At 71.3% G+C, this 25853-nt stretch carries 26 protein-coding genes; 10 read left to right on the forward strand and 16 right to left on the reverse strand.

Annotation, left to right across the window (positions count from 1 at the left end):
- Positions 1–17: 17 nt before the first annotated feature.
- The 3 genes from MFF13_RS06160 to MFF13_RS06170 all read right to left on the reverse strand — a co-directional run bounded on the left by MFF13_RS06160 (position 18) and on the right by MFF13_RS06170 (position 3173).
- Positions 18–677 (reverse strand): MgtC/SapB family protein, encoded by a 660-nt coding sequence (locus MFF13_RS06160; RefSeq protein WP_147815316.1) that lies wholly within the window; start codon positions 675–677, stop codon positions 18–20.
- A gap of 74 nt (positions 678–751) precedes the next feature.
- Entirely contained in the window at positions 752–1714 is a 963-nt protein-coding gene (locus MFF13_RS06165) for an EcsC family protein (protein ID WP_147754373.1), read from the reverse strand.
- Between the two features lie 10 nt (positions 1715–1724).
- Entirely contained in the window at positions 1725–3173 is a 1449-nt protein-coding gene (locus MFF13_RS06170; RefSeq protein WP_238271402.1) for an AmpG family muropeptide MFS transporter, read from the reverse strand.
- A gap of 299 nt (positions 3174–3472) precedes the next feature.
- Between MFF13_RS06170 and MFF13_RS06175 the strand changes: the two genes are divergently transcribed.
- Both MFF13_RS06175 and MFF13_RS06180 read left to right on the forward strand, forming a co-directional pair.
- Positions 3473–4561, forward strand: coding sequence for a PAS domain-containing protein (locus MFF13_RS06175; RefSeq protein WP_147754375.1), 1089 nt, complete (start codon positions 3473–3475; stop codon positions 4559–4561).
- Positions 4558–4980 (forward strand): response regulator, encoded by a 423-nt coding sequence (locus tag MFF13_RS06180; protein ID WP_210246520.1) that lies wholly within the window; start codon positions 4558–4560, stop codon positions 4978–4980. Before MFF13_RS06175 ends, MFF13_RS06180 begins: the two co-directional genes overlap by 4 nt.
- A 7-nt stretch (positions 4981–4987) precedes the next feature.
- On the opposite strand, the gene mutS is transcribed toward MFF13_RS06180, so the two are convergent.
- A complete protein-coding gene (mutS, locus tag MFF13_RS06185) occupies positions 4988–7633 on the reverse strand; it encodes a DNA mismatch repair protein MutS (RefSeq protein ID WP_373322489.1) in 2646 nt (881 codons plus the stop codon).
- 231 nt (positions 7634–7864) lie between these two features.
- The gene (locus MFF13_RS06190) at positions 7865–8155 is read right to left on the reverse strand and encodes a hypothetical protein (protein ID WP_147752735.1); all 291 of its coding nucleotides are present in this window, start codon (positions 8153–8155) and stop codon (positions 7865–7867) included.
- Positions 8156–8303: 148 nt separating this feature from the next.
- Between MFF13_RS06190 and hrpB the strand changes: the two genes are divergently transcribed.
- The 6 genes from hrpB (at position 8304) to MFF13_RS06220 (ending at position 14265) form a co-directional block, all read left to right on the forward strand.
- Positions 8304–10850, forward strand: coding sequence for an ATP-dependent helicase HrpB (gene hrpB, locus MFF13_RS06195; protein ID WP_147828659.1), 2547 nt, complete (start codon positions 8304–8306; stop codon positions 10848–10850).
- 122 nt (positions 10851–10972) lie between these two features.
- A complete protein-coding gene (locus tag MFF13_RS06200; RefSeq protein ID WP_147828658.1) occupies positions 10973–11449 on the forward strand; it encodes a PaaI family thioesterase in 477 nt (158 codons plus the stop codon).
- Complete coding sequence (locus MFF13_RS06205; RefSeq protein WP_147828657.1) at positions 11446–12024, forward strand: DUF1285 domain-containing protein; 579 nt, start codon at positions 11446–11448, stop codon at positions 12022–12024. The genes MFF13_RS06200 and MFF13_RS06205 overlap by 4 nt, the downstream gene beginning before the upstream one ends.
- Positions 12021–12701: a CoA pyrophosphatase gene (locus MFF13_RS06210; RefSeq protein WP_238271404.1), complete on the forward strand. Its 681-nt coding sequence runs from the start codon at positions 12021–12023 to the stop codon at positions 12699–12701. The genes MFF13_RS06205 and MFF13_RS06210 overlap by 4 nt, the downstream gene beginning before the upstream one ends.
- Positions 12702–12739: 38 nt before the next feature.
- Positions 12740–12997 (forward strand): DUF6111 family protein, encoded by a 258-nt coding sequence (locus MFF13_RS06215; RefSeq protein WP_238271405.1) that lies wholly within the window; start codon positions 12740–12742, stop codon positions 12995–12997.
- Entirely contained in the window at positions 12997–14265 is a 1269-nt protein-coding gene (locus MFF13_RS06220; protein WP_238271407.1) for a CCA tRNA nucleotidyltransferase, read from the forward strand. The genes MFF13_RS06215 and MFF13_RS06220 overlap by 1 nt, the downstream gene beginning before the upstream one ends.
- 51 nt (positions 14266–14316) lie before the next feature.
- On the opposite strand, the gene MFF13_RS06225 is transcribed toward MFF13_RS06220, so the two are convergent.
- The 8 genes from MFF13_RS06225 to MFF13_RS06260 all read right to left on the reverse strand — a co-directional run bounded on the left by MFF13_RS06225 (position 14317) and on the right by MFF13_RS06260 (position 21335).
- Positions 14317–14718, reverse strand: coding sequence for a F0F1 ATP synthase subunit epsilon (locus tag MFF13_RS06225; RefSeq protein ID WP_147728188.1), 402 nt, complete (start codon positions 14716–14718; stop codon positions 14317–14319).
- Between the two features lie 70 nt (positions 14719–14788).
- The gene (locus MFF13_RS06230; protein WP_238271408.1) at positions 14789–15037 is read right to left on the reverse strand and encodes a hypothetical protein; all 249 of its coding nucleotides are present in this window, start codon (positions 15035–15037) and stop codon (positions 14789–14791) included.
- A gap of 4 nt (positions 15038–15041) precedes the next feature.
- The gene (gene atpD / locus MFF13_RS06235) at positions 15042–16499 is read right to left on the reverse strand and encodes a F0F1 ATP synthase subunit beta (protein ID WP_147828654.1); all 1458 of its coding nucleotides are present in this window, start codon (positions 16497–16499) and stop codon (positions 15042–15044) included.
- A 48-nt stretch (positions 16500–16547) separates the two neighbouring features.
- On the reverse strand, positions 16548–17435 hold the full coding sequence (locus tag MFF13_RS06240; RefSeq protein WP_147752726.1) for a F0F1 ATP synthase subunit gamma: 888 nt from the start codon (positions 17433–17435) through the stop codon (positions 16548–16550).
- 73 nt (positions 17436–17508) lie between these two features.
- Positions 17509–19044: a F0F1 ATP synthase subunit alpha gene (gene atpA / locus MFF13_RS06245; RefSeq protein ID WP_147813925.1), complete on the reverse strand. Its 1536-nt coding sequence runs from the start codon at positions 19042–19044 to the stop codon at positions 17509–17511.
- Positions 19045–19119: 75 nt separating this feature from the next.
- Positions 19120–19689 carry a F0F1 ATP synthase subunit delta gene (locus MFF13_RS06250; protein WP_147828653.1) on the reverse strand — a complete coding sequence of 190 codons (570 nt, stop codon included), beginning with the start codon at positions 19687–19689 and terminating at the stop codon, positions 19120–19122.
- Positions 19690–19924: 235 nt separating this feature from the next.
- The gene (locus MFF13_RS06255; protein WP_147828652.1) at positions 19925–20611 is read right to left on the reverse strand and encodes a DsbA family protein; all 687 of its coding nucleotides are present in this window, start codon (positions 20609–20611) and stop codon (positions 19925–19927) included.
- Between the two features lie 97 nt (positions 20612–20708).
- Entirely contained in the window at positions 20709–21335 is a 627-nt protein-coding gene (locus MFF13_RS06260; protein WP_147752722.1) for a 2-hydroxychromene-2-carboxylate isomerase, read from the reverse strand.
- Positions 21336–21566: 231 nt separating this feature from the next.
- Here MFF13_RS06260 and MFF13_RS06265 point away from each other — a divergent pair, with 231 nt between their 5' ends.
- Complete coding sequence (locus MFF13_RS06265) at positions 21567–22805, forward strand: argininosuccinate synthase (protein WP_147828651.1); 1239 nt, start codon at positions 21567–21569, stop codon at positions 22803–22805.
- A 60-nt stretch (positions 22806–22865) separates the two neighbouring features.
- Here MFF13_RS06265 and MFF13_RS06270 read toward each other — a convergent pair whose 3' ends face one another.
- Together MFF13_RS06270 and mtgA are read right to left on the reverse strand one after the other, a co-directional pair.
- The gene (locus MFF13_RS06270; RefSeq protein ID WP_147813918.1) at positions 22866–23402 is read right to left on the reverse strand and encodes a hypothetical protein; all 537 of its coding nucleotides are present in this window, start codon (positions 23400–23402) and stop codon (positions 22866–22868) included.
- A 75-nt stretch (positions 23403–23477) separates the two neighbouring features.
- Entirely contained in the window at positions 23478–24086 is a 609-nt protein-coding gene (gene mtgA / locus MFF13_RS06275) for a monofunctional biosynthetic peptidoglycan transglycosylase (RefSeq protein WP_238271410.1), read from the reverse strand.
- Between the two features lie 198 nt (positions 24087–24284).
- Here mtgA and MFF13_RS06280 point away from each other — a divergent pair, with 198 nt between their 5' ends.
- The gene (locus MFF13_RS06280) at positions 24285–25259 is read left to right on the forward strand and encodes a polyprenyl synthetase family protein (protein WP_147828650.1); all 975 of its coding nucleotides are present in this window, start codon (positions 24285–24287) and stop codon (positions 25257–25259) included.
- Between the two features lie 9 nt (positions 25260–25268).
- Here the strand turns inward: MFF13_RS06280 and MFF13_RS06285 are convergent, their stop codons facing one another.
- The gene (locus tag MFF13_RS06285; protein ID WP_147828649.1) at positions 25269–25748 is read right to left on the reverse strand and encodes a DUF1203 domain-containing protein; all 480 of its coding nucleotides are present in this window, start codon (positions 25746–25748) and stop codon (positions 25269–25271) included.
- Positions 25749–25853: the final 105 nt, after the last annotated feature.

Below are 25853 nucleotides of genomic sequence, written 5' to 3' on the forward strand. Positions count from 1 at the left end.
ACTTCTGCAGCAGCCTGTTAGCGCTGCACCGTCTCGACGCTGACGACGTCGGGGTTCGCCCGCAGCGTCGCGGCGATCGCCTCGACGCTGGTGGCCGACAGGCGCACGAACGCCACCTCGATCTCGTCGAGGGCGGGGTCTTCGGCGGTGCGCGCCGTGAACTGGCGCACCCGCGAGGCACGTTCCCCGGTCGCGACGTGCAGGGTGTCGATTGAAAGCGTCCCCCGCTTGGCGACGATGCGAAGCGTCCGCGTCTGCATCCGGTCGCGCCAGCGCTCCTCCAGCGGTTTCACCCCCGCCAGGATCGCGATGACGAAGGTCGTGGTCGCCACCGCCGGGACGTAGAGCCCGCCGCCGATGGCGAGGCCGATCGCCGCCACCGCCCACAGGCTCGCGGCGGTGGTCAGACCCTTCACCACCTCGCCGCGTAGCAGGATCGTGCCCGCACCGAGGAATCCGATGCCGGAGACGACCTGCGCCGCGACACGCGAGGGATCGAGGACGACGTTCTTCGCCCCGAGCGCGTCGGCGAAGCCGTAGTTCGAGACCAGCATGATCAGACAGGATCCGACGCAGACCAGCATGTGCGTGCGCAGGCCCGCCGCCCAGAGCAGGCGCTCGCGCTCGAGCCCGATGACGCTGCCGAGCAGGGCCGCCAGCGCCAGGCGGCCGATCATCTCCGCGTTCCCGAGCAGCGTTCGCCTCCCTGGTCCTCAGCGATCCGCGGTGAAGAATAGGCGCGTCCGGCGCGTCATGCGACGCCGAGCGTAGCCTTCTCCACCTCGTAGGCTGCGCGCACGGTCGCCGGCCCGTAGGTGCGCTCCAGGCGCCGGACGGTGAAGTGGGCACGCGCCATCGACTGGAAATGGCCCATGAAGGCGGTGTTGACCGCTGCCCCTCCGAACGCGCCCAGCACCGGCACCGCCTGCGCGGCGACCTTCTGCGAGACCACGATGCCGAAGCGCGCCGCGATCTGGGCGGTGAAGCGGATCAGCGCCGGGGCGGACTGGTCGAGCAGGGTCTTGCTCCCGGCGTAGCGGGCGGCCTCGGCCATCGTCTTGGCGAGGGCGGCGCGCACGGCGAAGTAGCCGCTCTCGGCCAGCCCCGTGCCGTCGGCGCCCGCGCCCCCGGCCGCCGAACCGGTCTTTCCGCCGAGTGCGAAGACCTGGACGCAGGCGAGCGCGCCCTCCGGGTCGTCGAGGTCCTCGCCCTCCTCCCGCGCGATCTCGGCGATCGAGCGCAGCATCAGGGTGGTCGAGACCGGCAGCTCGACGGCGAGCGTCGCGAGGCCGAAGGCGCCGCCGAACGCCCCCGACAACGCCGCCAGGGCCTTGTGGTTGAAGGTGCTCGATCCGGTCAGGCTGCCGAGCAGCCCGCCGAGGCCCCCCTCGGCCTTCGCGGCGACGCCCTCGACCGCGGTGCCGGCGGCCGGCGCGACCGCGACCTTCGGCAGCGTCTTCAGGGCGACCCGCAGGGCGCCCCGCATCGCGGCCTCGGTCGAGCGTCCGACGGCCTCGGTCACGGGGGCCGGGAGCGACCGGCCGATCATGTCGAGGGGGGCGCCGGCCGCGGCCGAGAGCCTCGCGGCGAGGCCCGGCTGCTCCAGTGCGCGAACGGACCGGCGCAACGCCGCGAGGTCCGCCTCGCTCAAGGGACGCTCGATGGACTCGGTGGCGGCCGGAAGGACCTCACCGGTCAGCGCGATGTCGCTCATGCTTTTCTCCTCACGCCCGGGTTCTCAAGGGCACCCCCGGCGAACCGGTAGGAAGCGGGACGGAGACCGGAGGGTTCCCGTCCCCCGCCGCGGCGGGTGTCGCCGCACTGTTGAGAACGACGGGTGCATGCCGCCGGCTCGGGGTCCGGCCGACGGCGAGGCAGAGCAGCACCACCGGGATGCCGACAGCCGAGGTCATGACGAAGAAGGTCGGGTAGCCGAACGCGGCGACGATGTAGCCCGCGGTGCCCGCGACGAGCTTGCCCGGTAGCGCGTAGAGGGACGAGAACAGCGCGTACTGCGTCGCCGCGTAGCCCGGGGTGGTCAGGCTCGACATGTAGGCGATCAGCGCGATGCCGGCGAAGGAGCCGCAGAAGTTCTCGATCGAGATCGCCACCGTCAGCCGCCAGACCTCCGGCCCGCCGGTCGACAGCCAGGCGAAGGAGAGGTGCGAGGCGGCGGCGAGGAAGGCGCCGGCGAGCAGCGTTGGGAACATCCCGAACCGCGCCATCGCCCAGCCGCCCGCGAAGCCGCCGGCGATGCCGACCCAGATGCCGTAGAGCTTGGTGACGGTGGCGATCTCCTTCAGGTCGAACCCCAGCGTCCGGTACAGCGGGCTCGCCATCACGCCGGAGACGAAATCCGGCATGCGGTAGAGCGCCACGAGGACCAGCACGCCCCACAGGGCCGGCCCCATCCGTTCGCGGAGCTCGACCAGGGGCTCGAGGACGGCCTGGCGGACCGACCACAGCCGCGTCCCGGCCGCCTTCGGCGTCGCGGCGGTCGCCGCGGCATCGACGGTCGCGACCTCGGGCCGGCCGCGGTCGAAGGCGGGGGCGAGGAGGGCCGCGACCAGGCCGACGAGCATCAGCGCCGCCATCGTCAGGTACGCGAAGGTCCAGCCCTTGTCGGAGGCGAGGAAGAGGGCGCCGGCGCCCGCCGTGATCAGGCCGAGGCGGTAGCCGAGGTTCGAGGTCGCCGCGAGGATGCCCTGGAAGTCGGTGCCGGCGGCGTCGATGCGCCAGCCGTCGACGACCACGTCCTGGGTCGCGGCGCAGAAGGCGACGAGGAAGGCGCCGAGCCCGAGCAGCGCGAGGCTCGTCTTCGGGTCGGCGAAGGCCATCAGCACGAGGCAGATCGCCACCGCCACCTGGGTCGTCACCATCCAGGCGCGGCGGCGGCCGAGGCGGGCGCTCAGCACCGGCACGTCGATCCGGTCGATCAGCGGCGCCCAGAGGAACTTCAGGGAGTACGGCAGCGCCACGTAGCTGAACAGGCCGATCGCCTTGACGTCGATGTCCGAGAAGGCGAGCCGCAGGGTGAAGGTCCCGAGCACCAGGAGCAGCGGCAGCCCGGAGGAGAACCCGAGCGCCAGCATGAGGACGATGCGCCGATCCTCGACGAGGTCGCGGGCCCGCAGCCGTCGCGCGAGCTTGTCCGGTGCGGTGTCCGTGGCCATGCGATGGGAACTCCTTGACGCCTATGAGCCTTGATCCGCAAGAATCGTGGCAGCCTTGCGCCGGCCCACGCGTCGCGGAACGTCCGGGCGCGGGGCGGCGGACGGATCATGGTCGATGTCGGCTTAACGCGACATCGCACATTTGCTTGGGTACAAGCGCGGGCGATCGGGAACCTTGCTCCCGCGGGTCTGTTCGGATGAGGCGAGCGTAGCCGCTCTCCTCGCACCGTCCGTCCGCGCGGGCCCAGCGAGGCGGCTCTCGATGCATCAAGGCTCCTCGCGTACCGATCGGTTACAGGATGATGGAGACCAGCGACCAGGCGGATTACCCGCTCGCTCCGGCGACGTTCGCGCGGGCGTTCGATTCGAGCCCGACACCGATGCTGCTCACGAACGCGGCCCACGACAACAATCCGATCGTTTGGGTCAACGAGGCGTTCCTAAATCTCACCGGGTACGGCCGCGACGAGCTGCTGGGGCGCAATTGCCGGATGCTGCAGGGAGCGGGCACCGACCGCTCCGAGGTCGCGCGCCTGCGCGCCGCGCTCGATGCGGCGGAGCCGATCGAGTGCGAGCTGCTGAACTATCGCAAGGACGGCACGGCCTTCTGGAACAGCATGACCGTCAACCCGGTGCGGAACGCCGACGGGCGGGTGACATTCTTCTTCGCCGCGCAGGCCGACATGACCGACAAGCGGTCGGTCGAGCAGGCGATGCGCGGCACCAACGACGAGTTGGAGCGCCAGGTCGGACAGCGTACCGCCGACCTGCAGGCCGCCCTCGAGCAAAAGACCGCGCTGCTTCACGAGGTCGATCACCGGGTCAAGAACAACCTACAGGTCATTTCGTCCTTGATGCTGCTGAAGGCACGGCGCACGCCCGAGGGCGAGGCGCGCGACGCGCTCTCCGGCATGGCCGAGCGCATCGGCGCGCTCTCGACCGCGCACCGGATGCTCTACTCGGCCGGCGACGTCACCAAATTCAACCTGTCGGACTTCACCGACGACTTCCTGTCGGACTTCAACGCCGGGCTCGATGCCGAGCGCACCAAGGTCGAGGCGCGGATCGATTCGATCGCGGTCTCCGCCGCCATGGCCGCGCCGCTCGCGCTGATGATCCACGAGTTGGCGAGCAACGCCGTCCGGCACGCGTTCCCGCAGAACCGGGTCGGCCGCATCGGTATCACCGCGCGACGCACCGAGACTGGCATGCACCTGATGATCGAGGATGACGGCGTCGGGATCGACGCCGGCCCGGTCAACCCGGCAGGCTTCGGCCGGAACCTCGTCGAGATGGTGGTGCGGCAGCTGCGCGGCACGATCACGTGGCGCGACCGCGGACCCGGCACCGTGGTCGAGATCGCGATTCCGCTGGCGGAGGACGCGTGATCGAACCGGCCCTGCGCATCCTCGTGGTCGAGGACGAGGCGCTGATCGCCCTCGAACTGGAATTCTTGCTCGACGACCTCGGCTACGTCACGGTCGGGATCGCGGCGAGCTCAGCCGAGGCGATCGCGCTGGGGCTGTCTACCGCGCCGGACGTGGCGCTGGTGGACATCCATCTCGTCGACGGGCCGACCGGCGTCGACGTCGCCCGGGCGCTCAGCGCCGACCCGCGCACGACGGTGGTGTTCATGACCGCCAACGCCAAGCGTATCCCCGACGATTTCGCCGGCGCCTTCGGTGTGATCGCCAAGCCCTATTCCGAGCGGGTCGTAGCGAGCACCCTGGACTATGTCGCCGGCTGCCGCGCCGGGCGTGTCCCGGCCCCGCCCTGCCCGGACGGTTTCTGTCGCGCACCCGAGTAAGTGCGCCTCAGCCGGCCGCGCGTTCGCGCTTGAGCCGATAGAGCGCCTCCATCGCCTCCCGCGGCGTCAACGCATCCGGGTCGATCGCATCGAGCAGGAGGCCGAGCCTGTCGTCCGCCTCGATCGCCGGTTCCGGAAGCGGCGGCGGCGCAAGGCTCGCGAATAACGGCAGGTCGTCGATGCGCGGGCGGCTTGGGCGCTCGCGCTCGGCCTTCTCCAGCCCCTTCAGGATCGCGCCGGCCCGCGCGACGACGGCGCTCGGGAGGCCGGCGATGCGCGCCACCTGCAGCCCGTAGCTGCGCTCGGCCACCCCCGGTACGACCTCGTGCAGGAACACGACGCCGTCGCGGTGCTCGGCGACCTTCAAGGTGGCGTTGTCGAGCCGCGCCAGGCGCTGGCCGAGGGCGGTCAGCTCGTGGAAATGCGTGGCGAACAGCGAGCGGCAGGCGTTCGCCTCGTGCAGGTGCTCGAGGCAGGCCCAGGCGATCGAGAGCCCGTCATAGGTCGCGGTCCCTCGCCCGATCTCGTCCAGGATCACCAAAGAGTGCCGTGTCGCCTGGTTGAGGATCGCGGCGGTCTCGACCATCTCGACCATGAAGGTCGACTGCCCGCGGGCGAGGTCGTCGGCGGCGCCGACGCGGGAGAACAGCCGGTCGACGCGGCCGATCCGGGCTTCGCGCGCCGGTACGAAGGCGCCGACCTGCGCGAGCACCGCGATCAGGGCGTTCTGGCGGAGATAGGTCGACTTGCCGCCCATGTTCGGGCCGGTGATCAGCCGGATGCGGCCGCGCCCCTCCCCCGAGAGGTCGCAATCGTTGGCGATGAAGGCTGTCCCGGACTTGCGCAGGGCCGCCTCGACCACCGGGTGACGGCCCTCCGCGATGACGAAGCTCATCGACGCGTCGACCTGGGGCCGGCACCAGTCCAGCTCGACCGCGAGCTCGGCGTGGCTCGCGGCCACGTCGAGCGCAGCCAACGCCTCGGCGATGCCGCCGATCGCCTCCGCTTGCGCGACGATGCGGGCCGAGAGGTCGTCGAACACCGACGCTTCCAGTGCGAGCGCGCGGTCGGCCGCCCCAAAAATCTTCTGCTCCAGCGCGCCGAGCTCGACGCTGGTGAAGCGCATGGCGTCGATCATGGTCTGTCGATGCACGAAGTCGCGCATCAGCCCCTTCAGGCAGGCCTCGCCGACCGATTGCGGCACCTCGATGAAGTAGCCGAGCAGGCCGTTATGCTTGATCCGCAGGGTGCGGCAGCCGGTCTCCTCGGCATAGCGCGCCTGGAGCGCCGCCACGACCTTGCGCGAGTCGCTGCCGAGGAGGCGCGCCTCGTCGATCTCCGGATGGTAGCCGACGCGGACGTAGCCGCCGTCGCGCCGGTTCAGCGGCAGCTCGTCGGCCAAGCTGGCGCGCAGCGTCTCGACGAGGTCGCGGTCGGCGCGGGCGAGGATCTTCGCCAGCCGCGCCAGGTCGTCCGGCAGGTCCGTCCCGTCCGCGAGGCGTGCGCCGAGCGCCAGCGCCACGTCGAGCCCGTCGCGGATCGCGGCGAGGTCGCGCGGGCCGGCCCGGCCGAGGCCGGTGCGCGAAAGCGCGCGGGCGAGGTCGGGGGCGCGGGCGAGCGCGTCGCGCAGGGCGGCGCGCAGGGCGCGGTCCTCCACGAGCCGCGCCACCGCATCGTGCCGCCGCGCGATCGCGGCCAGCTCAGTGAGCGGTCCGGCGAGGTGCTCGGCCAGCAGCCGCGCGCCGTTGGCCGAGACGGTCCGGTCGATCGCGTCGAGGAGGCTGCCGACCCGCTCGCCCGAGAGCGTTCGGGTGAGTTCGAGGTTGGCCCGCGTCGCCGCGTCGATCGCCAGCGTGGTCCCGGCCTCCTCGCGGGTCGGCACGCAGAGCGGCGCGCGGGCGGCGAGCTGGGTTCGCGCGACGTAGAGCAGGGCTGCGCCGGCGGCGGCGATCTCGGCGCGGGTGAAGGTGCCGAAGCCGTCGAGCGTCGCGACGCCGTACTGCTCGCGGAGGCGGCGCTCGGCCGAGGCCGGCTCCAGCTCCGCCTGGGCCAGGGGGACCACGGCCGCCCGCGTCTCCGCCCAAAGGCGGGCGAGCGCCGGGTCGGCGTGAATCGCGTCCGACAGCACGATCTCGCGCGGGTCGTGGCGGGCGATCGCGCCGGCGAGGTCGGCGCCCGGAACCTCGCTCAGGGCGAACCGCCCGGTGGAGATGTCGATCGCCGCGAGCCCGTATGCGAAGGCCGCGTCCGAGACCTTGCGACGGCCGATCGCCAGCAGCAGGTTGGCGCTGCCGGGATCGAGCAGGCGGTCCTCTGTGATGGTGCCGGGGGTGACCAGCCGCACGACCTCGCGGCGGACCACGGATTTCGGCCCCCGCCGCTTGGCCTCGGCCGGGTCCTCGGTCTGCTCGCAGACCGCGACCCGGTGGCCGAGCCCGATCAGGCGGCTGAGGTAGTCGTCGGCGCGCTCCACCGGCACGCCGCACATCGGGATGTCGGCGCCGCCGTGCTTGCCGCGCTTGGTCAGGACGATGCCGAGCGCCCGCGAGGCCGTCTCGGCGTCGGAAAAGAACAGCTCGTAGAAGTCGCCCATCCGGTAGAACAGCAGGCAGTCCGGGTTGGCGGCCTTGATCTCGATGTACTGCGCCATCATCGGCGTCGGGCCTGCGACCTCCGCGGTGCCGGATCCGGCGGCGTCGGCGAGGTTTCGGGCGGAGCTGCGGGCCATGGCAGCGCTCTTAGCAGACCCGCCCGTGTTTGATCAGCGCGGGCTCCTCCGATCGCTGGGGAGAAGGCACGCGTGCGCGTACCCCAATTCGCGGCAGGAAAAAGCCGGCGCCACGCGGCGCCGGCTTCAGGTCGAGTGGTCGGGACGTGCGACGGATCAGTAGCGCGGGCCGCCGACGGTGTCGCCGAGGTTCTGCTGGTAGCCACGCATCGCCGGGTTGCGTGCGTTCGGATTGCCGTGGCGCATGGTGTTGCGGCGGCGCATCATGCGCTCGGCCTTCGTGGAGTGGTGGTGGCGGTAGTGGCGACGGTAGGCGACGGCGTCCGTCGTGCTCTCGGCGACGACGCCGGCCTGCGGCATCGCGGGTGCGGCGGAGGCCGAGATCGACCCGAGCCCGAGGCCACCGAGGAGCAGGCCGGTCGCGAGGGTCAAAGAAAGACGCGTCATCCAAGGATTCTCCAGTTCCGCGCTCGTGCGCTGCGGGCCTACAAGTTCATGGACGGCGCGTGGTTCCGGCCACCGGCTGTGAAATCATGCCGTCGGCGGGGGATTTATTTCTTGCCGGAGTTGGGATTGTTCGAGGAGTTGAATCGTCATGGCGTCCGAGCGCCCCGCTGATACGGTCGCGGCGTCGGCGACCCCATCCTCCGCGCCCCGCCCGAACGACGCCCTCGCGCGCAGCCCCTTGCCGCACAGCTCCTTGCCGATCGATGCGGCGCTGCCCGACCTGCGTGCGGCGCTGGCCCGATCGAACGCGGCCGTCCTCGTCGCGCCGCCGGGCGCCGGCAAGACCACGCGAGTGCCCCTCGACCTGTTGCAGGCGTCCTGGCTCGGAACCGCCAAGATCATCCTGCTCGAGCCGCGCCGCCTCGCCGCCCGCGCGGCGGCCGAGCGCATGGCCGGCACGCTCGGCGAGCGGGTCGGCGACACCATCGGCCTGCGCGTCCGCCTCGGCTCCAAGATCTCGAGCCGCACCCGCATCGAGGTCGTGACCGAGGGCGTGTTCGGCCGGATGATCCTCGACGACCCGGAACTCTCCGGCGTCGGGGCGGTGCTGTTCGACGAGTTCCACGAGCGCTCGCTCGACGCCGACTTCGGCCTCGCGCTCGCCCTCGACGCGCAGGCGGCCTTGCGCGACGACCTGCGCATCCTGGTGATGTCGGCCACCCTCGACGGCGCCCGCGTCGCGCGTCTGCTCGGCGACGCCCCCGTCGTCGCCTCGGATGGGCGAGCCTTCCCCGTCGAGACCCGCTACGCCGACCGCGATCCCAACCGCCGGATCGAGGATGCGATGGCGGACGCGATCCTGCGTGCGCTCCGGGCCGATCCGGGCTCGGTCCTGGCGTTCCTGCCGGGCCAGGGCGAGATCCGCCGCGTCGCCACCTCGCTGGAGGGCCGCGTCGGGCCGGAAGTCGCGATCGCGCCGCTCTACGGCGCGCTGACGCCGGCCGAGCAGGACCGGGCGGTGGCGCGGGCCGGGCCGGGCGCGCGCAAGGTGGTGCTGGCCACCAGCATCGCCGAGACCTCGCTGACGATCGAGGGCGTGCGCATCGTGGTCGATTCCGGCCTCGCCCGGGTGCCGGTCTACGAGCCCGGCCTCGGGCTCACCCGGCTCGTCACCGCGCGGGCTTCCCGCGCCTCGGTGGACCAGCGCCGCGGCCGCGCCGGCCGGACCGAGCCCGGCGTGTGCTGGCGCCTCTGGGCCGAGGCCGGAACCAGCGCGCTCGAACCGTTCACCCGGCCCGAGATCGTCTCGGCGGACCTCGCCGGGCTCGTGCTCGACTGCGCCGAGTGGGGCGTGACCGATCCCGGCACCCTCGCCTTCCTCGATCCCCCGCCGGCCCCGGCCCTGAAGGAGGCGCGCGCGATGCTGCGCGACCTCGATGCGATCGACGCTGACGGGCGGCTCACCGAGACCGGGCGGCGCCTGCGCGCCCTCCCCCTGCCGCCGCGGCTCGCCCGCATGGTGGTCGCCGCCGCCGATTTCGGCGCCGCGACCGCCGCCGCCGACCTCGCCGCCGTCCTGGTCGAGCGTGGCCTCGGCGGCGACGCGGTGGACCTCGCCGACCGGGTCGAGCGCTATCGGCGCGACCGCGGGCAACGCGCCGCCGACATGCGCCGCATGGCCCAGGGCTGGGCGCGCTCGGCTTCCCCGTCCGGGACTCGCGCGACCTCGGACCCGGCGGCGGGTGCCCTCCTGGCGCTGGCCTACCCCGACCGGGTCGCGAAGGCGCGCGGGCGCGACGGCGAGTTCGTGATGGCCAACGGGCGGGCCGGGCGCCTCGACCCCGCCTCGCCGCTCGCCCGCGAGCCCTTCCTCGTGGTGGCCGACGTCGTCGGCGCCGCCGGCAACGCCCGCATCCTCGCCGCCGCCGCGATCGACCTCGACGCGATCGAGGCAGCCTTCGCCGACCGCATCGAGGGCGTGACGCAGGTGACCTTCGACGGCGCGGCGCGGGCGCTGCGGGCCCGCAGCCTGCGCCGGCTCGGCGCCATCACCCTCGGCGAGCGCACGCGCCCCGTGCCCGCCGACCTCGACTCGGCCAGGGTGCTGGCCCGCGGCATCGCCAGCCTCGGCCTCGAACGGCTGCCCTGGACCCCGGCGCTGACGCAGTGGCGCGCCCGCATCGCCTTCCTGCGCGCGGCGGAGGGCGGCGACTGGCCCGACCTCGCCGACGCCACCCTCACGGAGACCATCGAGGACTGGCTCGCGCCAGCCCTCGTCGGCCGCCTCGGCCTCGACGCCGTCTCCGCCGCCGACCTCGGCGAGGCGTTGCATGAGCTGTTGCCGTGGCCGCTGCGCGCCCGCCTCGACACTCAAGCGCCGACCCATGTCGAGGTGCCGACCGGCTCACGCATCCCGATCGACTACGAGACCGAGGGCGGGCCGGTCCTGGCCGTGCGGGTGCAGGAGCTGTTCGGGCTGGCGACGCATCCGACTGTGGGCCGGGTGCCGCTCGTCCTCCACCTGCTCTCGCCCGGCCACCGCCCGGTCCAGATCACCCGCGACCTCCCCGGCTTCTGGCGCGGCTCCTGGAGCGCCGTGCGCACCGAGATGCGCGGCCGCTATCCGCGCCATCCCTGGCCGGAGAATCCGCTGGAGGCGCCACCCACCCGCCGCGCCAAGCCGCGGGGCACGTAAGCGGGTGAGGTGAGCCAAAGCCTGAAGTGCCCCCGAACTTCGCGTGACAGCCGGCGGTCGCGATGCGACCGTGCCACAAAACCCTGCGCCTGCGCCCGCCGCGCGATCGAGATCCCGCCCCCATGACGCCCAGCGAACCGCGAACGCCCGAGGCCGAGCCCCACGAGGGCGACGGCTGGACGCCGATCCACGACACCGGCTTCATCGCCCATGTCGGGCCGGTCTACGTCCGCGACGGCGCCTACGCGTTCCGTGCCGCCGACAAGCACGCCAACCTGATCGGCGTGGTCCACGGCGGCATGCTGATGAGCTTCGCCGACCGGGCACTGGGCGAGACCGCGATGTGGGCGGCCGACGGGGCGAATTGTGTGACGATCCAAATGGAGATGCAGTTCGTCGACACCGCGCGGCTCGGCGACTGGATCACCCTGGCGCCCGAGGTCATCAAGCGCACCGGCTCGCTCGTCTTCCTGCGTTGCGAGCTGCGCCACGCGGCGCGCGTGGTCGGCGTCGCCTCGGGCGTCTGGAAGATCCTGCGCCGGCGCCCGGAGGCGCCCCCGGTTCCCGGCCCGTCCGGCGCGCTATCCGAGGGCGCATGACCGCCTCCGACGATCCGACCCTGAGCCGCCTCGGCGCGACCCTGGCCGAGCTGCCCAAGCGCGGGCTGCCGCCGGTGGACAAGTGGAATCCGCCCGATTGCGGCGCGATCGACATCCGCATCGCCGCCGACGGCACCTGGTTCCACGACGGCACGCCGATCCGCCGCCCGAAGATGGTGAAGCTGTTCGCCTCGATCCTGCGGCGCGAGCCCGACGGTACGACGGTGCTGGTCACGCCGGTGGAGAAGGTCTCGATCACCGTGGAGGATGCGGCCTTCGTCGCCGTCGAGATGGCGATCGACGGCGAGGGCGACGCGCGCCGCATCAGCTTCCGCACCAACGTCGACGACCTCGTGCCCGTCGATTCCGAGCACGGCTTACGTTTCGCCGAGGGCGAGGCCGGCGCCCTCAAGCCCTACCTCCACGTCCGCCGCGGACTCTGGGCGCTGGTGACGCGGGCGCTGACCTACGATCTCGTGGCGCTCGCCGAGGAGCGCGAGATCGAGGGCGTGCCGTGGCTCGGCATCGCCGCAGGCGGCCGCTTCCACCGCATCGCCCCGGCCGACGCCGCGTGAGCGCCGTGGACAGCCCGACGCGCGACGAGGACCTCGCCGACTTCCTCGCCCGCGCCGAGGCGCGGCTCGCCCGCGATCCGCCCGGGCCGGACGACCCGACCTCGAACCCGCGCGGCGACCACAGCCTGGAGCCCGACGGCAGCGCCGTAATCCCGCCGCCGCCGCACCGGCGGGCGGCCGTTCTGGTGCCGGTCGTCGCGCGCGAATCCGGCCTCGCGATCGTGCTGACGCAGCGCGCCGCCCACCTGCGCGACCATTCCGGCCAGGTCGCGCTGCCCGGCGGCAAGATCGACCCGACCGATGCAAGCCCGATGGCGGCGGCCCTGCGCGAGGCCGAGGAGGAGGTCGGCCTGTCGCCGCGTCACGTGCGGATGCTCGGCTACCTCGATCCCTACCTGTCCGGCACCGGCTTCCTGGTGGCGCCGGTGATCGGCCTCGTCGACCGGGAGGCGCGCCTCGCGCCGAACCCGGCCGAGGTGGACGCGATCTTCGAGGTCCCCCTGGCGGTGATCGCCGACCGGTCGCGCTACGAGCTGCGGATGCGGGTGTGGCAGGGCCGCGACCGGCGCTTCTACGCCCTGCCCTACGGCGAGCGCCTGATCTGGGGTGTGACGGCGGGCATCCTGCACAACCTCGCCGAACGGCTCGAATTCGGGCCACCGAAGTCCCACCTCTGAGCCGAGCGGGAATCGCCCGCGCCCATCGATCGGATGCCATGCTGCGTCGCCTCGTGGAGGAGTTCGGGCTCTTCCTGCTGCCCTTCGGGCTGTTCTTCACCTGCCTGCTGCTCGTCGGCCGGAACCCGCTGCAGCGGGCGCACTGGGACGCCCAGGCCTTTCGCCTCGTCCTGGCCGGCTTGGCCGTGGTGATCGCCTCGCTGGTGGCCTCGGGCCTGTTCTCCGAGCGCCACGCCACCGGCTTCGTGCCGACCCACATGGAGAACGGCCGGCTGGTGCCAGGCGAGTTCCGCTGATGCGGCGCCTCGACCCCGACGGCCCGGCGCGGCTGCTCGCCCGGCCCGAGGTCCGCGCCGTCCTCGCCGGCCTCGATGCACCTGGCGAGGAGACCCGGCTCGTCGGCGGCTGCGTGCGCGACGCGCTCCTCGGGGTCGACGCCGCCGACATCGACCTCGCCACGACGCTCCTGCCGAACGCCGTGATCGATCGGGCGCGGGCGGCGGGCCTGAAGGCCGTGCCGACCGGGATCGAGCACGGCACCGTGACGCTGGTCGTCGCCGGGCGGCCGGTCGAGGTGACGACCCTGCGCGAGGACGTCGAGACCGACGGGCGGCACGCGATCGTGCGGTTCGGCCGGGACTTCACGCGCGACGCGGAGCGGCGGGACTTCACGGTCAACGCGCTCTCGCTCGGCGCCGACGGCACGCTCCACGACACCACTGGCGGCGCCGCCGACCTCGCGGAGGCCCGCATCCGCTTCATCGGAGACCCCGCGACGCGGATCCACGAGGACGCCCTGCGCATCCTGCGGTTCTTCCGCTTTCACGCCCGGTTCGGTGGAGGAGAGCCCGATGCGCCGGCGCTCGCCGCCTGCGTCGCCGCGCGAGCGGCCCTGGCGAGCCTGTCGCGGGAGCGCGTCCGCATGGAGTTCCTGAAGCTCTTGGCCGCCCCCGGTGCGCCGGGCGCCGTCGCCATCCTCGCCGAGACCGGCCTTCTCGCCCGCATCACCGGCGGCGTCGCCGAGCGGGGCAGGCTCGCGCGCGCGATCGAGGCCGGCGCCGGCACGATCCAGCGTCTCGCCGCGCTGTCCGTGACCACGCGGGCCGAGGCCGAGCGCCTCGCGGAGGGTTTGCGGCTTTCGAAGGCCGAGCACGCTACCCTCGACGCCTACGCCCGCGCCCTCGTCGCGCTGAAGACCCCCGCCGCGATCGACCGGCCGGCGCTCCGTGCGCTCGTGGCAGAGCACGGGCCTGCAGCCCTTCAAGCGGCGATGGACGCGACCGCCGGCGAGCCGCGCCCGGTGATCGGCCCGGACGCTGCAAACGCCTGGCGCGACCTGAAGAATGAACCCGCTCCGGTCCTGCCGGTGACCGGGGCAGCCCTCGTCGCTCGCGGCATCCCGGCCGGGCCGAGGATCGGGGTCGCCCTCGCGGCTCTGCGCCGACGCTGGCTCGAAACGGGCTGTCCCGTCGGGCCGGACGCGGCCGAGGCGCTGATCTCCCTCGCGCTGGCTCAGGATTCGTCGGCGCACGACACGAAAGAGCCCGCCGAACCGCGCCGGTGACGGCGGTTCGAGCGGGCTTCGGTCGTCCTGAAAATGTTGGGGGTGAAAGGCTCAGAGCTTGAGGAGGTTCTTCGTCTCCTGAAGCTGGACGATCTGGCCGTTCAGCTCCTCGCGCTTCTGCAGGTCCTCGGTGGCGTCGCGCTGCAGCTCGGCCGCCTCGATGTCCCGGTCGAGGGATTCCGGCGTCAGTTCCTCGATCGGGGCGGCGCGCTCGGCCAACACCGTCACGCCGGTCGGCCCGATGTCGGCGAAGCCACCGCGGACGTAGATGCGCTTGCCGCTGTTGGCGCGCTCGGTGACCACGATCACGCCCACGCGAAGCGAGGTGAGCACCGGGGCGTGGCCGGCGAGCACCGTCATCTCGCCCTCGGTGCCGGGAAGCTGCACCGACTCGACCTCGCCGGAATACAGCGACCGCTCGGGGCCGACGAAATCGAAGTGGAAGGTGGCCATGCGCTCGGAATCCCGACGTTTGTCATTCTCGGCGCGCGGCCCTCCGAGGGCTGCATGCCGACCTTGAGAGTTAGGCCCTGCGCCGGTCCGTGGCCAAGCCGAGGCCGAAACCGATCAGGGCACCGATGCCTGCGAACAGGGCGACGTGCTGCGTCTGCCCGCTGGTCAGCTCGCCGCCGCGGGTGCCGGCCGGGCGGTCGCCCTGCACCTCGACGGAGAGCGGGCCGATCTTGATCTCGGCCGCCTCGGGCCGCGTCACGTAGCCGACGAGGCCGCCGGCCAGGAGGCCGACGACCAACAGGACGATCTTGGCGTTCAAGGCCTCAGGCCGCCTTCAGCTTCTTCGCCTTGGCCTGGGCGTCCTCGATGGTGCCGACCATGTAGAAGGCCGCTTCCGGCAAGTCGTCGTACTTGCCCTCGACGAGGCCCTTGAAGCCCTTGATCGTGTCTTCCAGCGGCACCTGGATGCCCGGGGAACCGGTGAAGATCTCGGCCACCGAGAAGGGCTGCGAGAAGAAGCGCTCGATCTTGCGGGCGCGCGCGACCGTCAGCTTGTCCTCTTCCGACAGCTCGTCCATCCCGAGGATGGCGATGATGTCCTGGAGCGACTTGTAGCGCTGCAGCGTCTGCTGGACCCTGCGGGCGACATCGTAGTGCTCCTCGCCGAGGATCGCCGGCGACAGCATGCGCGAGGTCGAGTCGAGCGGGTCCACCGCCGGATAGATGCCCTTCTCGGCGATCGAGCGCGACAGCGTCGTGGTCGCGTCCAAGTGGGCGAACGAGGCGGCGGGCGCCGGGTCGGTCAGGTCGTCGGCCGGCACGTAGATCGCCTGCACCGAGGTGATCGAGCCCTTGTTCGTGGTGGTGATGCGCTCCTGCAGGGCGCCCATGTCCGTGGCGAGCGTCGGCTGGTAGCCCACGGCCGAGGGGATGCGGCCGAGCAGCGCCGACACTTCCGAGCCGGCCTGAGTGAAGCGGAAGATGTTGTCCACGAAGAACAGCACGTCCTGGCCCTGGTCGCGGAAGTCCTCGGCGATGGTGAGGCCGGTGAGCGCGACGCGCGAGCGGGCGCCGGGAGACTCGTTCATCTGGCCGTAGACCAGCGCGCACTTGGAGCCCTCGGCCGAGCCGCCGTTCTCCTTCGGGTCCATGTTCACCTTGGACTCGATCATCTCGTGGTAGAGGTCGTTGCCCTCGCGGGTGCGCTCGCCGACGCCGGCGAAGACCGAGTAGCCCGAGTGCACCTTGGCGATGTTGTTGATCAGCTCCATGATCAGCACGGTCTTGCCGACGCCGGCGCCGCCGAACAGGCCGATCTTGCCGCCCTTGGCGTAGGGGGCGAGCAGGTCGACCACCTTGATGCCGGTGACGAGGATCTGCGACTCCGTCGACTGGTCGGTATAGGGGGGCGCGGGCTGGTGGATGGCGCGGAGCGAGTCCGACTGGATCGGGCCGGCCTCGTCGATCGGCTCGCCGATGACGTTCATGATGCGGCCGAGCGTGTTGTGGCCGACTGGGACCATGATCGGCGAGCCGGTGTCGGTGCACTCCTGGCCCCGGGTCAGACCCTCGGAGGTGTCCATCGCGATGCAGCGCACGGTGCTCTCGCCGAGCTGCGCGGCGACTTCCAGCACGAGGCGGTTGCCGTTGTTCTTGGTCTCGAGCGCGTTCAGGATCTCCGGCAGGTGGCCGTCGAACTGCACGTCGACGACGGGGCCGATGACCTGGACGATCTTGCCGACCTTGTTGGAGCCGGCGCCGGGGGAAGCGGTGTTTGCCATGATTGCGTGCCCTTGAAAGGTATGCGGTCGGTGCGCCGGCGAAGGCGCTTAAAGGGCTTCGGCGCCCGAAATGATTTCGATGAGTTCCTTGGTGATCATCGCCTGACGCGTGCGGTTGTAGATCAGCGTCTGCTTCTTGATCATCTCGCCCGCGTTGCGGGTCGCGGAATCCATGGCGCTCATGCGTGCACCCTGCTCGGATGCGGCGTTCTCGAGGAGCGCCCGGTAGACCTGAACCGTGAGGTTCTTCGGCAGCAGCGTCTCGAGGATCGCCTCCTCAGAGGGCTCGAATTCCATCGCCGAATCCGCCGGCGCACCGGTGCTGCTGGCGCCGCCTTCGGGCAGCTCCGCAGGGATCAGGCGCTGCGCCGTCGGGATCTGCGAGATCACCGAGCGGAACTCGGAGAAGAACAGCGTCGCGACGTCGAACTCGCCGGCCTCGTAGCGGGTCAGGATCTTGTCGGCGATCTCGGCGGCGAAGGGGTAGTCGACCGGGCGGTTGCCGCGGATGTCCTGCGACTCGACGATCTGCTCGCGGAACTGGCGACGAAGCTGGTCCAGACCCTTCTTGCCGACCGTCATCATCTTGACGGTCTTGCCCTCGGTCGCGAGCTTGTCGGCATGCGCCCGCGCCAGGCGCGCGATCGACGAGTTGAAAGCGCCGCACAAGCCGCGGTCGCCGGTGCAGACGATCAGCAGGTGGGTCTGGTCCTTGCCGGTGCCGGCCAGCAGCTTCGGCGCGCCGACGCCGCCGACGAGGTTCCCGGCGAGGTTGCCGAGCACCGCCGCCATCTTCTCGGCATAGGGACGGCCGCTTTCGGCAGCCGTCTGTGCGCGCCGCAGCTTGGCGGCGGCGACCATCTGCATCGCCTTGGTGATCTTCTGCGTCGCCTTCACCGAAGTGATGCGGTTGCGCAGATCCTTCAAACTCGCCATCGGGTGGTCCGGTCTCTCAGGGCCTGTTCACGACCAGGCGCCCGTCGCCGGGCGCCCGATGAGGCGGGTTCGTCTAGTTCGCGAGCGACTTCGCCACGCTCTCGACCACGCTCTTGAGCTTGGCGGCGCTGTCGTCCGACAGGTCCTTCGAGTCGCGGATCGTGGAGAGCAGGTCGGCGTGCTTGGTGCGGAGCGTCGACAGCAGCGCGTCCTCGAACGGGCGGACCTTCGCGACCGGCATCTTGTCGAGGTAGCCGTTGACGCCGGCGTAGATCACCGCGACCTGCTCCTCCATCTTCAGCGGCGAGAACTGCGGCTGCTTCAGGAGCTCGGTGAGGCGCGAGCCGCGGTTGAGCAGCTGCTGGGTCGAGGCGTCGAGGTCCGAACCGAACTGCGCGAACGCCGCCATCTCGCGGTACTGCGCCAGCTCGCCCTTGATCTTGCCGGCGACCTTCTTCATCGCCTTGGTCTGGGCCGAGGAGCCCACCCGCGAGACCGAGAGGCCGACGTTCACCGCCGGGCGGATGCCCTGGTAGAACAGGTCGGTCTCGAGGAAGATCTGGCCGTCGGTGATCGAGATCACGTTGGTCGGGATGTAGGCCGACACGTCGTTGGCCTGGGTCTCGATGACCGGTAGCGCGGTCAGCGAGCCGTTGCCGGCGGCGTCGCCCATCTTGGCGGCGCGCTCGAGCAGGCGCGAGTGCAGGTAGAACACGTCGCCGGGATAGGCCTCGCGGCCCGGCGGGCGGCGCAGCAGCAGCGACATCTGGCGGTAGGCAACGGCCTGCTTGGACAGGTCGTCGTACGAGATCACGGCGTGCATGCCGTTGTCGCGGAAGTACTCGCCCATGGCGCAGCCGGCGAACGGCGCGATGAACTGCATCGGCGCGGCGTCCGAGGCGGTGGCGGCGACGACGATCGAGTACTCCATCGCGCCCTGATCCTCGAGGACCTTCACGAACTGGGCGACCGTCGAGCGCTTCTGGCCGATGGCGACGTAGATGCAGTAGAGCTTCGACTTCTCGTCGCCGCCGGCGGCGTGGCCGGGCTTCTGGTTGAGGATCGTGTCGAGCACGATCGCGGTCTTGCCGGTCTGGCGATCGCCGATGATCAGCTCGCGCTGGCCGCGGCCGACCGGGATCAGGGCGTCGACGGCCTTGAGGCCCGTCGCCATCGGCTCGTGCACGGACTTGCGCGGGATGATGCCCGGCGCCTTCACGTCGACGCGTCGACGCTCGGTCGACTCGATCGGGCCCTTGCCGTCGATCGGGTTGCCGAGGCCGTCGACCACGCGGCCGAGCAGGCCCTTGCCGACCGGGACGTCCACGATGGCACCGGTGCGCTTGACGGTCTGGCCTTCTTTGATCTCGCGGTCAGAGCCGAAGATCACGATGCCGACGTTGTCCTGCTCGAGGTTGAGCGCCATGCCGCGCACGCCGGACTCGAACTCGACCATCTCGCCGGCCTGGACGTTGTCGAGGCCGTAGGCGCGGGCGATGCCGTCGCCGACGGACAGGACCTGGCCGACCTCGGAGACTTCGGCTTCCTCGCCGAAGTTCTTGATCTGGTCTTTCAGGATCGCGGAGATCTCGGCGGCGCGGATGTCCATCGTCGGGCCCTTCAGTTCGTTCTTGTCAGGTGTTCAGGTGTGATGGCGAGAGCCGGGGCGTCCTCGACGGACGGCCTAACGGGCTTCCCGCATCGCGAGACGAATGCCGTTCAGCTTGGTCCGGAGCGAAGCGTCGACCATGCGCGAGCCCATCTTGACGATGAGGCCGCCGATCAGGCTCGGGTCGACGTGCAGGTCGAGGTCGACCTCGGACTTCGCGGCGTCGCGCAGGCTGGCCTTGATCTCCTCCAGCACCGCGTCGGAGGGCCGCTCGGCCACGCGAACCTCGGCGCGGACGATGCCCTTCGATTCGCGAACCAGGCTGCGGAAGGCGGCGATCATGCCGGGCAGCGCGAACAGGCGGCGGTTGGCGGCCGACAGGCGGATGAAGTTGGCAGCGAGGCCGGTGATGCCGGCCTTCTCGAGGATCGCGCCGATGGCGGCGGCCTGCTCCTCACCCGAGAAGACCGGGCTACGGACGAGACGGCGGAGGTCCGCGCTCTCCTTGAGCAAGGCGTCGAAGCGCTCGAGGCCCTCGGCCGTCGCATCGATCTGGCGCTCGTCACGGGCGAGATCGAACAGGGCGGAGGCGTATCGACCCGACACGCCGCCGACCAGGGAACCCTCGGAACCGTTCTGCGCCACCCGTCGCTCTCTCTTGTTCCTTGGCCCTTCGGTTCCGACCGGGCTGCGCCGTAATCAGGGCGCCGGGCCGGAGACCGTCGGGAAATGGGATTGTGCCGGGCTTGTCCGGGACCCACGAAGATCCCTCGGCCGGCGCGGCGACCGCCTAGCATGGCAACCGGAGCCGCGCAAGGCGATCGGCCGATGGCGGCGGCCCGGCCGAGCTTGCGCCGGGTGATCGATCCTACAGGGGAAATCAGCAGGCGAGGCGGTCGCAACGGCGGGTGGCGGCGATCATCTTCGCCATGGAGCGGGCGCCCGGATGCCCGAGGATGCCGGCGTTGCCCAGCACGTAGGACGGGGTCGCGTAGAGGCCGAGGTCGGCCGCGATCCGCATCTGGCTCTTGAGCGCTTCGCGGACCTCGTCGCTGTCGGCGATGCTCTCCAGCTCCGGTCCGGCGATCCCAAGCGCCGTGCCGGCGGCGAGCGCGCCGGGGCCGTCGATCTTGCCGGGCTTGCCGAGCAACCGGCCGTAGAAGTCCCAGGCCGCCTCGGAGCCGAGCTTGCGCTGGACGGCCAGCGCCACCTTGGCGGCCTGGGCCGATTGCGGCGACAGAATCGGATTCTGGACAAGGCCGATGCGCAACGCCGGGTCGGCGGCGTGCAGGGCGATCACGTCGGCGGCGGCCTTGCGGCAGTAGGGGCAGTTGAAGTCGAAGAACTCGTACAGCGTCGTCTCGGCCTCGCGCGGGCCGACGTAGGTGATTCCCCGCAGGGACGCGAGCTGGCCGGTGATCTCGCCTGGGAGCATAGAGTTGGCGACCGGCCTGCCCTCGTCGCTCGTCACCGAGACGCGCTGACCATACGATTGGGCGCGCGCCGCCCCGGTGAGGGCGACGGCGGCGGCCGAGGTCGCGATGAGGTGGCGGCGGGTGAAGGGCATGCTGGCGTCCGAGCGGCGGTGTCGAGCCCGCGCATCAGCCCGGCAATTCAGGCGATGTCGGGGCCTTCGCGTCGGGGAGTCTCGTCGCGCGATGGCGTCAGCGCATGTCGCCCGGGCGCTCGCCGGCGGCCCAGGCCAGCGCCTGCTCCAGGCGGTCGTTGCCCCAGAACAGTTCACCGTCATCCGTCAGGAAGGTCGGGGCGCCGTAGATGCCGCGCGAGCGCGCCTCCTCGCCGACGACGCGGAGCTTGGTCTTGTTCGCTTCGCTCGCCGCCGCCTTGAGCTGCTGCGTCCCGTCGAGGCCGAGCCCGTTCAGGATCTCGACCACCGCCGCGGGCTCGGCGATCGAGCGGCCGTGCGCGAAGCAGGATTCGAACACCGCCTTCGAGAACGGCACCAGCCAATCCTGGTCCTGCCCGAGGATGGCGGCGCGGGTTGCGCTGAGGCTGTTCTGCGGGAACGGATCGGGGCGCCGCACCGGCGGCAGGCCGCAGCGGGCGGCCTCGCGCTCCATGTCGCGCCACATGTTGCGGCCCTTGGCCGGGTAGAGGTTGAAGGGCGAGCTCGTCCAGCCCTGCGAGGCGAAGATCGGCCCGAGCAGGAACGGGCGCCAGCGCACCGCCACGCCGGCCGTCGCGGCCAGACCCTCGATCCGGGCGGCGGCGAGGTAGGAATAGGTCGAAGCGAACTCGTACCAGAACTCGAGGGTCGGCTGGCGCGCCATGGTGATCGCTTCTCCGGGTCTTTAGGTGTCGGCACGCAAATCTCACACCCGTCGATGTCGGGAGCGAGGCAGGTTGGCGCGCGCGACGGGGCATCGGCGACGCCCCGCGCGCTTGAGCGAACGTCCGGCCCGGCATGCCGGTTGCAGGCCGTTCCGGTTGCAGGGCGCCGGACGGCGCGATAAGCCGCCGCAACCCCCTCGCCTAACGTCCGCGAACACCCGAAGGTCCGCATGTCCGAGCCCGACAAGAAGCCCGTGAACAAGGTCGTGCTCGCCTATTCCGGCGGCCTCGACACCTCGATCATCCTCAAGTGGCTGCAGACGACCTACGGCTGCGAGGTGATCACCTTCACCGCCGACCTCGGCCAGGGCGAGGAACTGGAGCCGGCCCGCCGCAAGGCGGAGCTGCTCGGCATCAAGCCCGAGAACATCTTCATCGAGGACCTGCGCGAGGAATTCGTGCGGGACTACGTGTTTCCGATGTTTCGCGCCAACGCGGTCTACGAGGGCGTCTACCTGCTCGGCACCTCGATCGCCCGGCCGCTCATCGCCAAGAAGCAGATCGAGATCGCCGAGCGGCTGGGCGCCGACGCGGTCTGCCACGGCGCCACCGGCAAGGGCAACGACCAGGTTCGGTTCGAGCTCGGCTACTACGCCCTCAAGCCCGACGTGACGGTCATCGCGCCCTGGCGCGAATGGGACCTGAAGAGCCGCGAGCAGCTGATCGCCTTCGCCGAGCAGCACCAGATCCCGATCGCCAAGGACAAGCGCGGCGAGAGCCCGTTCTCGGTGGACGCCAACCTCCTGCACGCCTCCTCCGAGGGCAAAGTGCTGGAGGACCCGGCCGACGAGGTGCCGGATTACGTCTTCTCGCGCACGATCTCGCCCGAGGAGGCGCCGGACACGCCCACGATCGTCACCATCGGCTTCGAGAAGGGCGACGCGGTCTCGATCGCCGGCGAAAAGCTGTCTCCGGCCTCGCTGCTCGCCAAGCTCAACCAGCTCGGCCACGACAACGGCATCGGCCGGCTCGACCTCGTGGAGAACCGCTTCGTCGGCATGAAGAGCCGCGGCATGTACGAGACGCCCGGCGGCACCATCCTGCTGCCGGCCCACCGCGCCATCGAGTCGATCACGCTGGACCGCGGCGCGGCGCACCTCAAGGACCAGATCATGCCGCAATACGCGGAACTGATCTACAACGGCTTCTGGTTCTCGCCCGAGCGCGAGATGCTGCAGGCGCTGATCGACAAGAGCCAGGAACTGGTCACCGGTGAGGTGCGGCTCAAGCTCTACAAGGGCGGCGTCCACGTCATCGGCCGCACGAGCCCGCACTCGCTCTACGACCAGGACCTCGTCACCTTCGAGGAAGGCGCCGTCGCCTACGACCACCGCGATGCGGCGGGCTTCATCAAGCTCAACGCGCTGCGGCTGCGGACGCTGGCGCAGCGGAAGAAGCGGGACGCCTGAGAAGCGCCTTCTCTCCCTCCCCGCAGAGGGGGGAGGGAGAAGCGCCGGCGACCGCAGCCTTCAGTCGTAATCGCCCGGCGCGATGTCGGCGTAGCGCAGGAAGATCTGCAACGCCGGTTGCATCTCGTGGTGCAAGGCTGCGTCCGGCACCGGCGTCGCGCCGTAGGGCGCCTGGGCGTCGACGCAGGGCACGTCGAGGGCGTCGTCCCAGCGGACCGCCAGGTGCGGAATCAACGCGAGATGCGCCTCGGTGACGTCGAATGTGATGTGTTCGGGCGTGGCGCCGTCGGCGTCGCGGAACACGTCGCCGGCCCGGCCCGGATCGAGCTTGGCCAGCGGGTTGTGGTACTGGTAGCGGCCGGGCTTGAGCACCGCGTGCCGGACGAAGGCGGCGAACGCCGCGCCCACTGCCCGGTGCTCTTCGTCGGCACCCTCGTCGTCGCCGGTGACGTTGGCGATGTCGTCGTCCCGCGAGGTCGAGCCGTAGGGGGCGTCCGGGTGGATCATCGGCGCGCCGGCCCCGTCCGGGTTCCAGCCGACGACGAGGCGGCGGATCAGGGCGATCCGCTCCAGGGTGATCTCTGTTGTGCCGGCCATGACGTCCGTTCTCGCTTGGATCACGCTCCCTAACCGCATCCGGGCGGCCTGCGAACCCGGGCCCTGAGCAAAAGCCTATCCCTTGAGGCACCCCATCAGGCCCTCGACCTGCCCCATCCGGCCTTGGATGCGGCCGGCCAGGGACCGCACCCCGCGGGAGGGCTTGCCGGCGCTGCGCAGGATCGGGTTCGGCAGGGTCGCGGCCAGCAGGGCGGCCTCCCCGCGGCTGAGGTCGCGGGCGTTCTTGCCGAACCAGTGCCGGGCGGCGGCCTGGGCGCCGTAGATCCCCTCGCCCCATTCGGCGACGTTGAGATAGATCTCCATCATCCGCCGCTTGCCCCAGAGCGTATCCATCAGGAAGGCGAGCGGAATCTCGAGCGCCTTGCGGACGTAGGAGCGGCCGGGCCAGAGGAAGACGTTTTTCACCGTCTGCATCGCGATGGTCGAGGCGCCGCGGCCCGGCCCGTCCTCGTCGTCGACCACGTCGCGCAGCGCGTCGACGTCGACGCCGTGGTCGAGGCAGAAGCGCTGGTCCTCGGAGGCGAGGACCGCCTGGACCAGGGCCGGCGCGATGGCGGAGAGCGGCACCGCCTCGCGGGCCACCGGCTGGAGCGTCAACCATCGCCCGAGCATCAGGGTTGAGGGCGGCGTCACCGCGCTATAGAGCAGCGCCAGCGCGAGCATGAGGACGAGCCCGACGGCCGGGACGAGCAGGATGCGCCCGACGAGCTTCCGGACCCGCCGTGACGGAGCCGGCGGCTGCGGGCGTCCCAGCGACCTCAGGTCCCGCGCCTCGGTACTCTGCGCGTCGCGACCCGGCGCCGCTTTGCTATCGTCCGCCCGCACCGTGTCGCGTCCCACTCCCGCCAAGGCCCGTTCCCGATGACCTCAACGCAGGCTCACCCCGCTCCGGTCAAGTCGCAAGGTACCGAGCATGCCGCCGACGACGGGTTTTCCCACAAGCTCGCCCGCGTGGCCGACACGGTCGAGACCTTCCTGGTCGAGCGCCTCGGCCCCGAGGTCGGCCCCGGCGAGATCGCGCGCCCGCCGCGCCTGATGGAGGCGATGCGTCACGCGGTGCTCGGCGGCGGCAAGCGCCTGCGCCCCTTCCTCGCGGTCGAGACCGCGCGCATGCTTGGCGGCTCGGAGGCCGGCGCGCTGGCCGCCGGCGCCGGCGTCGAGCTGGTCCACTGCTATTCGCTGGTCCACGACGACATGCCGGCGATGGACGACGACGACATGCGCCGCGGCAAGCCCACCGTGCACAAGGCCTACGACGAGGCGACCGCGATCCTCGTCGGCGACGCGCTGCAGACCCTGGCCTTCGAGATCGTCGCCGACCCGACCTGGCAGCCGGACGCGTCGATCCGCGCCGACCTCGTCCTCGGCCTCGCCCGCGCCTCGGGCCTCGGCGGCATGGTCGGCGGCCAGCTCCTCGACCTGACCGCGGAAGGCCGCTTCGGCCCGGTCTCGCTGGACGTGGACGACACCCTGCGCATGCAGGCGATGAAGACCGGCGCGATCCTCGCCTTCTCGGTGGAGGCCGGCGCGATGGTCGGCGGCGCCACGACGGACGAGCGCGCCGCGCTCTTGCGCTACGGCCTCGCGCTCGGCCAGGCCTTCCAGATCGCCGACGACATCCTCGACCGCGAGGCCTCGCCGGAAGCGATGGGCAAGGCCACCGGCAAGGACAAGGACGCCGGCAAGGCGACCCTCGTCGACCGCCTCGGCCTCGACGGCGCGCGCGCCGAGTGCGACCGTCTGGTCGGCGTCTGCGAGGAGGCGGTCTCGCGCTGGGGCGATCGGGCGCAGACGCTGCGCGAGGCGGCGCGGTTCACGGTGGCACGGAAGGCCTGAGGCGAAGCCTCACGCCGCGCGCTCGACACGGGCCAGCCAGCAGCCGGGCTTGGCCGTATGGATGTTGACGAAAACGCTGCGCGGATCGGCGAGCGCGCGTCGCAAAGGTCCCTCGACCTCGGCGCCCGCGCAGACGTGGCCGAGATCGTACAGGCAGAAATCCTCGGCATCGTAGGCCCGCACCGAGACGAGCGGGTTCGCGGCGACCGTCGGCGCGAGCGTATCGTCGGCTGCGAAGTGCGGACAGGCGTCGGCGTGCAGGAAGATCGGGCTCGGCGTCCAGTAGATGCCCCGCGGCTGCGGCAGCGCATAGGAGCCGAGCAGCATGGTTTCGCCGGATTCGGCGAGGCGCAGGCAGTGCCGGCATGGGAATCCCTTGTGAGGCTCGGCAACCACCCGGTGCAGCGCGTTGCCGAAGTCGTCATGACCTGAGCATCGGAAGCGCTCCGCGGTCTCAGTCTTCATCGGGATACAGCGGAAGGCTTTCATCGGGGGCTCCTTAGGCCCCTACCGGACGCGATTGGCGCTCGCCGCGCACCCCGTTTCTTGCTGTCGTATCAGATCAGGCCGCGGGCGATGGGTCGCAGCGCTTGG

Origin of the sequence: Methylobacterium cerastii, from assembly GCF_022179125.1 — a bacterium.
Taxonomy (GTDB): domain Bacteria; phylum Pseudomonadota; class Alphaproteobacteria; order Rhizobiales; family Beijerinckiaceae; genus Methylobacterium; species Methylobacterium cerastii.

What these genes read in the sequence shown, in the direction of transcription:
- MFF13_RS06160 (WP_147815316.1), bottom strand. Translation starts at nt 677, where the DNA reads ATGATCGGCCGCCTGGCGCTGGCGGCCCTGCTCGGCAGCGTCATCGGG.
- MFF13_RS06165 (WP_147754373.1), bottom strand. Translation starts at nt 1,714, where the DNA reads ATGAGCGACATCGCGCTGACCGGTGAGGTCCTTCCGGCCGCCACCGAG.
- MFF13_RS06170 (WP_238271402.1), bottom strand. Translation starts at nt 3,173, where the DNA reads ATGGCCACGGACACCGCACCGGACAAGCTCGCGCGACGGCTGCGGGCC.
- MFF13_RS06175 (WP_147754375.1), top strand. Translation starts at nt 3,473, where the DNA reads ATGATGGAGACCAGCGACCAGGCGGATTACCCGCTCGCTCCGGCGACG.
- mutS (WP_373322489.1), bottom strand. Translation starts at nt 7,633, where the DNA reads ATGATGGCGCAGTACATCGAGATCAAGGCCGCCAACCCGGACTGCCTG.
- MFF13_RS06190 (WP_147752735.1), bottom strand. Translation starts at nt 8,155, where the DNA reads ATGACGCGTCTTTCTTTGACCCTCGCGACCGGCCTGCTCCTCGGTGGC.
- hrpB (WP_147828659.1), top strand. Translation starts at nt 8,304, where the DNA reads ATGGCGTCCGAGCGCCCCGCTGATACGGTCGCGGCGTCGGCGACCCCA.
- MFF13_RS06200 (WP_147828658.1), top strand. Translation starts at nt 10,973, where the DNA reads ATGACGCCCAGCGAACCGCGAACGCCCGAGGCCGAGCCCCACGAGGGC.
- MFF13_RS06205 (WP_147828657.1), top strand. Translation starts at nt 11,446, where the DNA reads ATGACCGCCTCCGACGATCCGACCCTGAGCCGCCTCGGCGCGACCCTG.
- MFF13_RS06215 (WP_238271405.1), top strand. Translation starts at nt 12,740, where the DNA reads ATGCTGCGTCGCCTCGTGGAGGAGTTCGGGCTCTTCCTGCTGCCCTTC.
- MFF13_RS06220 (WP_238271407.1), top strand. Translation starts at nt 12,997, where the DNA reads ATGCGGCGCCTCGACCCCGACGGCCCGGCGCGGCTGCTCGCCCGGCCC.
- MFF13_RS06225 (WP_147728188.1), bottom strand. Translation starts at nt 14,718, where the DNA reads ATGGCCACCTTCCACTTCGATTTCGTCGGCCCCGAGCGGTCGCTGTAT.
- atpD (WP_147828654.1), bottom strand. Translation starts at nt 16,499, where the DNA reads ATGGCAAACACCGCTTCCCCCGGCGCCGGCTCCAACAAGGTCGGCAAG.
- MFF13_RS06240 (WP_147752726.1), bottom strand. Translation starts at nt 17,435, where the DNA reads ATGGCGAGTTTGAAGGATCTGCGCAACCGCATCACTTCGGTGAAGGCG.
- atpA (WP_147813925.1), bottom strand. Translation starts at nt 19,044, where the DNA reads ATGGACATCCGCGCCGCCGAGATCTCCGCGATCCTGAAAGACCAGATC.
- MFF13_RS06255 (WP_147828652.1), bottom strand. Translation starts at nt 20,611, where the DNA reads ATGCCCTTCACCCGCCGCCACCTCATCGCGACCTCGGCCGCCGCCGTC.
- MFF13_RS06260 (WP_147752722.1), bottom strand. Translation starts at nt 21,335, where the DNA reads ATGGCGCGCCAGCCGACCCTCGAGTTCTGGTACGAGTTCGCTTCGACC.
- MFF13_RS06265 (WP_147828651.1), top strand. Translation starts at nt 21,567, where the DNA reads ATGTCCGAGCCCGACAAGAAGCCCGTGAACAAGGTCGTGCTCGCCTAT.
- MFF13_RS06270 (WP_147813918.1), bottom strand. Translation starts at nt 23,402, where the DNA reads ATGGCCGGCACAACAGAGATCACCCTGGAGCGGATCGCCCTGATCCGC.
- mtgA (WP_238271410.1), bottom strand. Translation starts at nt 24,086, where the DNA reads ATGCTCGCGCTGGCGCTGCTCTATAGCGCGGTGACGCCGCCCTCAACC.
- MFF13_RS06280 (WP_147828650.1), top strand. Translation starts at nt 24,285, where the DNA reads ATGACCTCAACGCAGGCTCACCCCGCTCCGGTCAAGTCGCAAGGTACC.
- MFF13_RS06285 (WP_147828649.1), bottom strand. Translation starts at nt 25,748, where the DNA reads ATGAAAGCCTTCCGCTGTATCCCGATGAAGACTGAGACCGCGGAGCGC.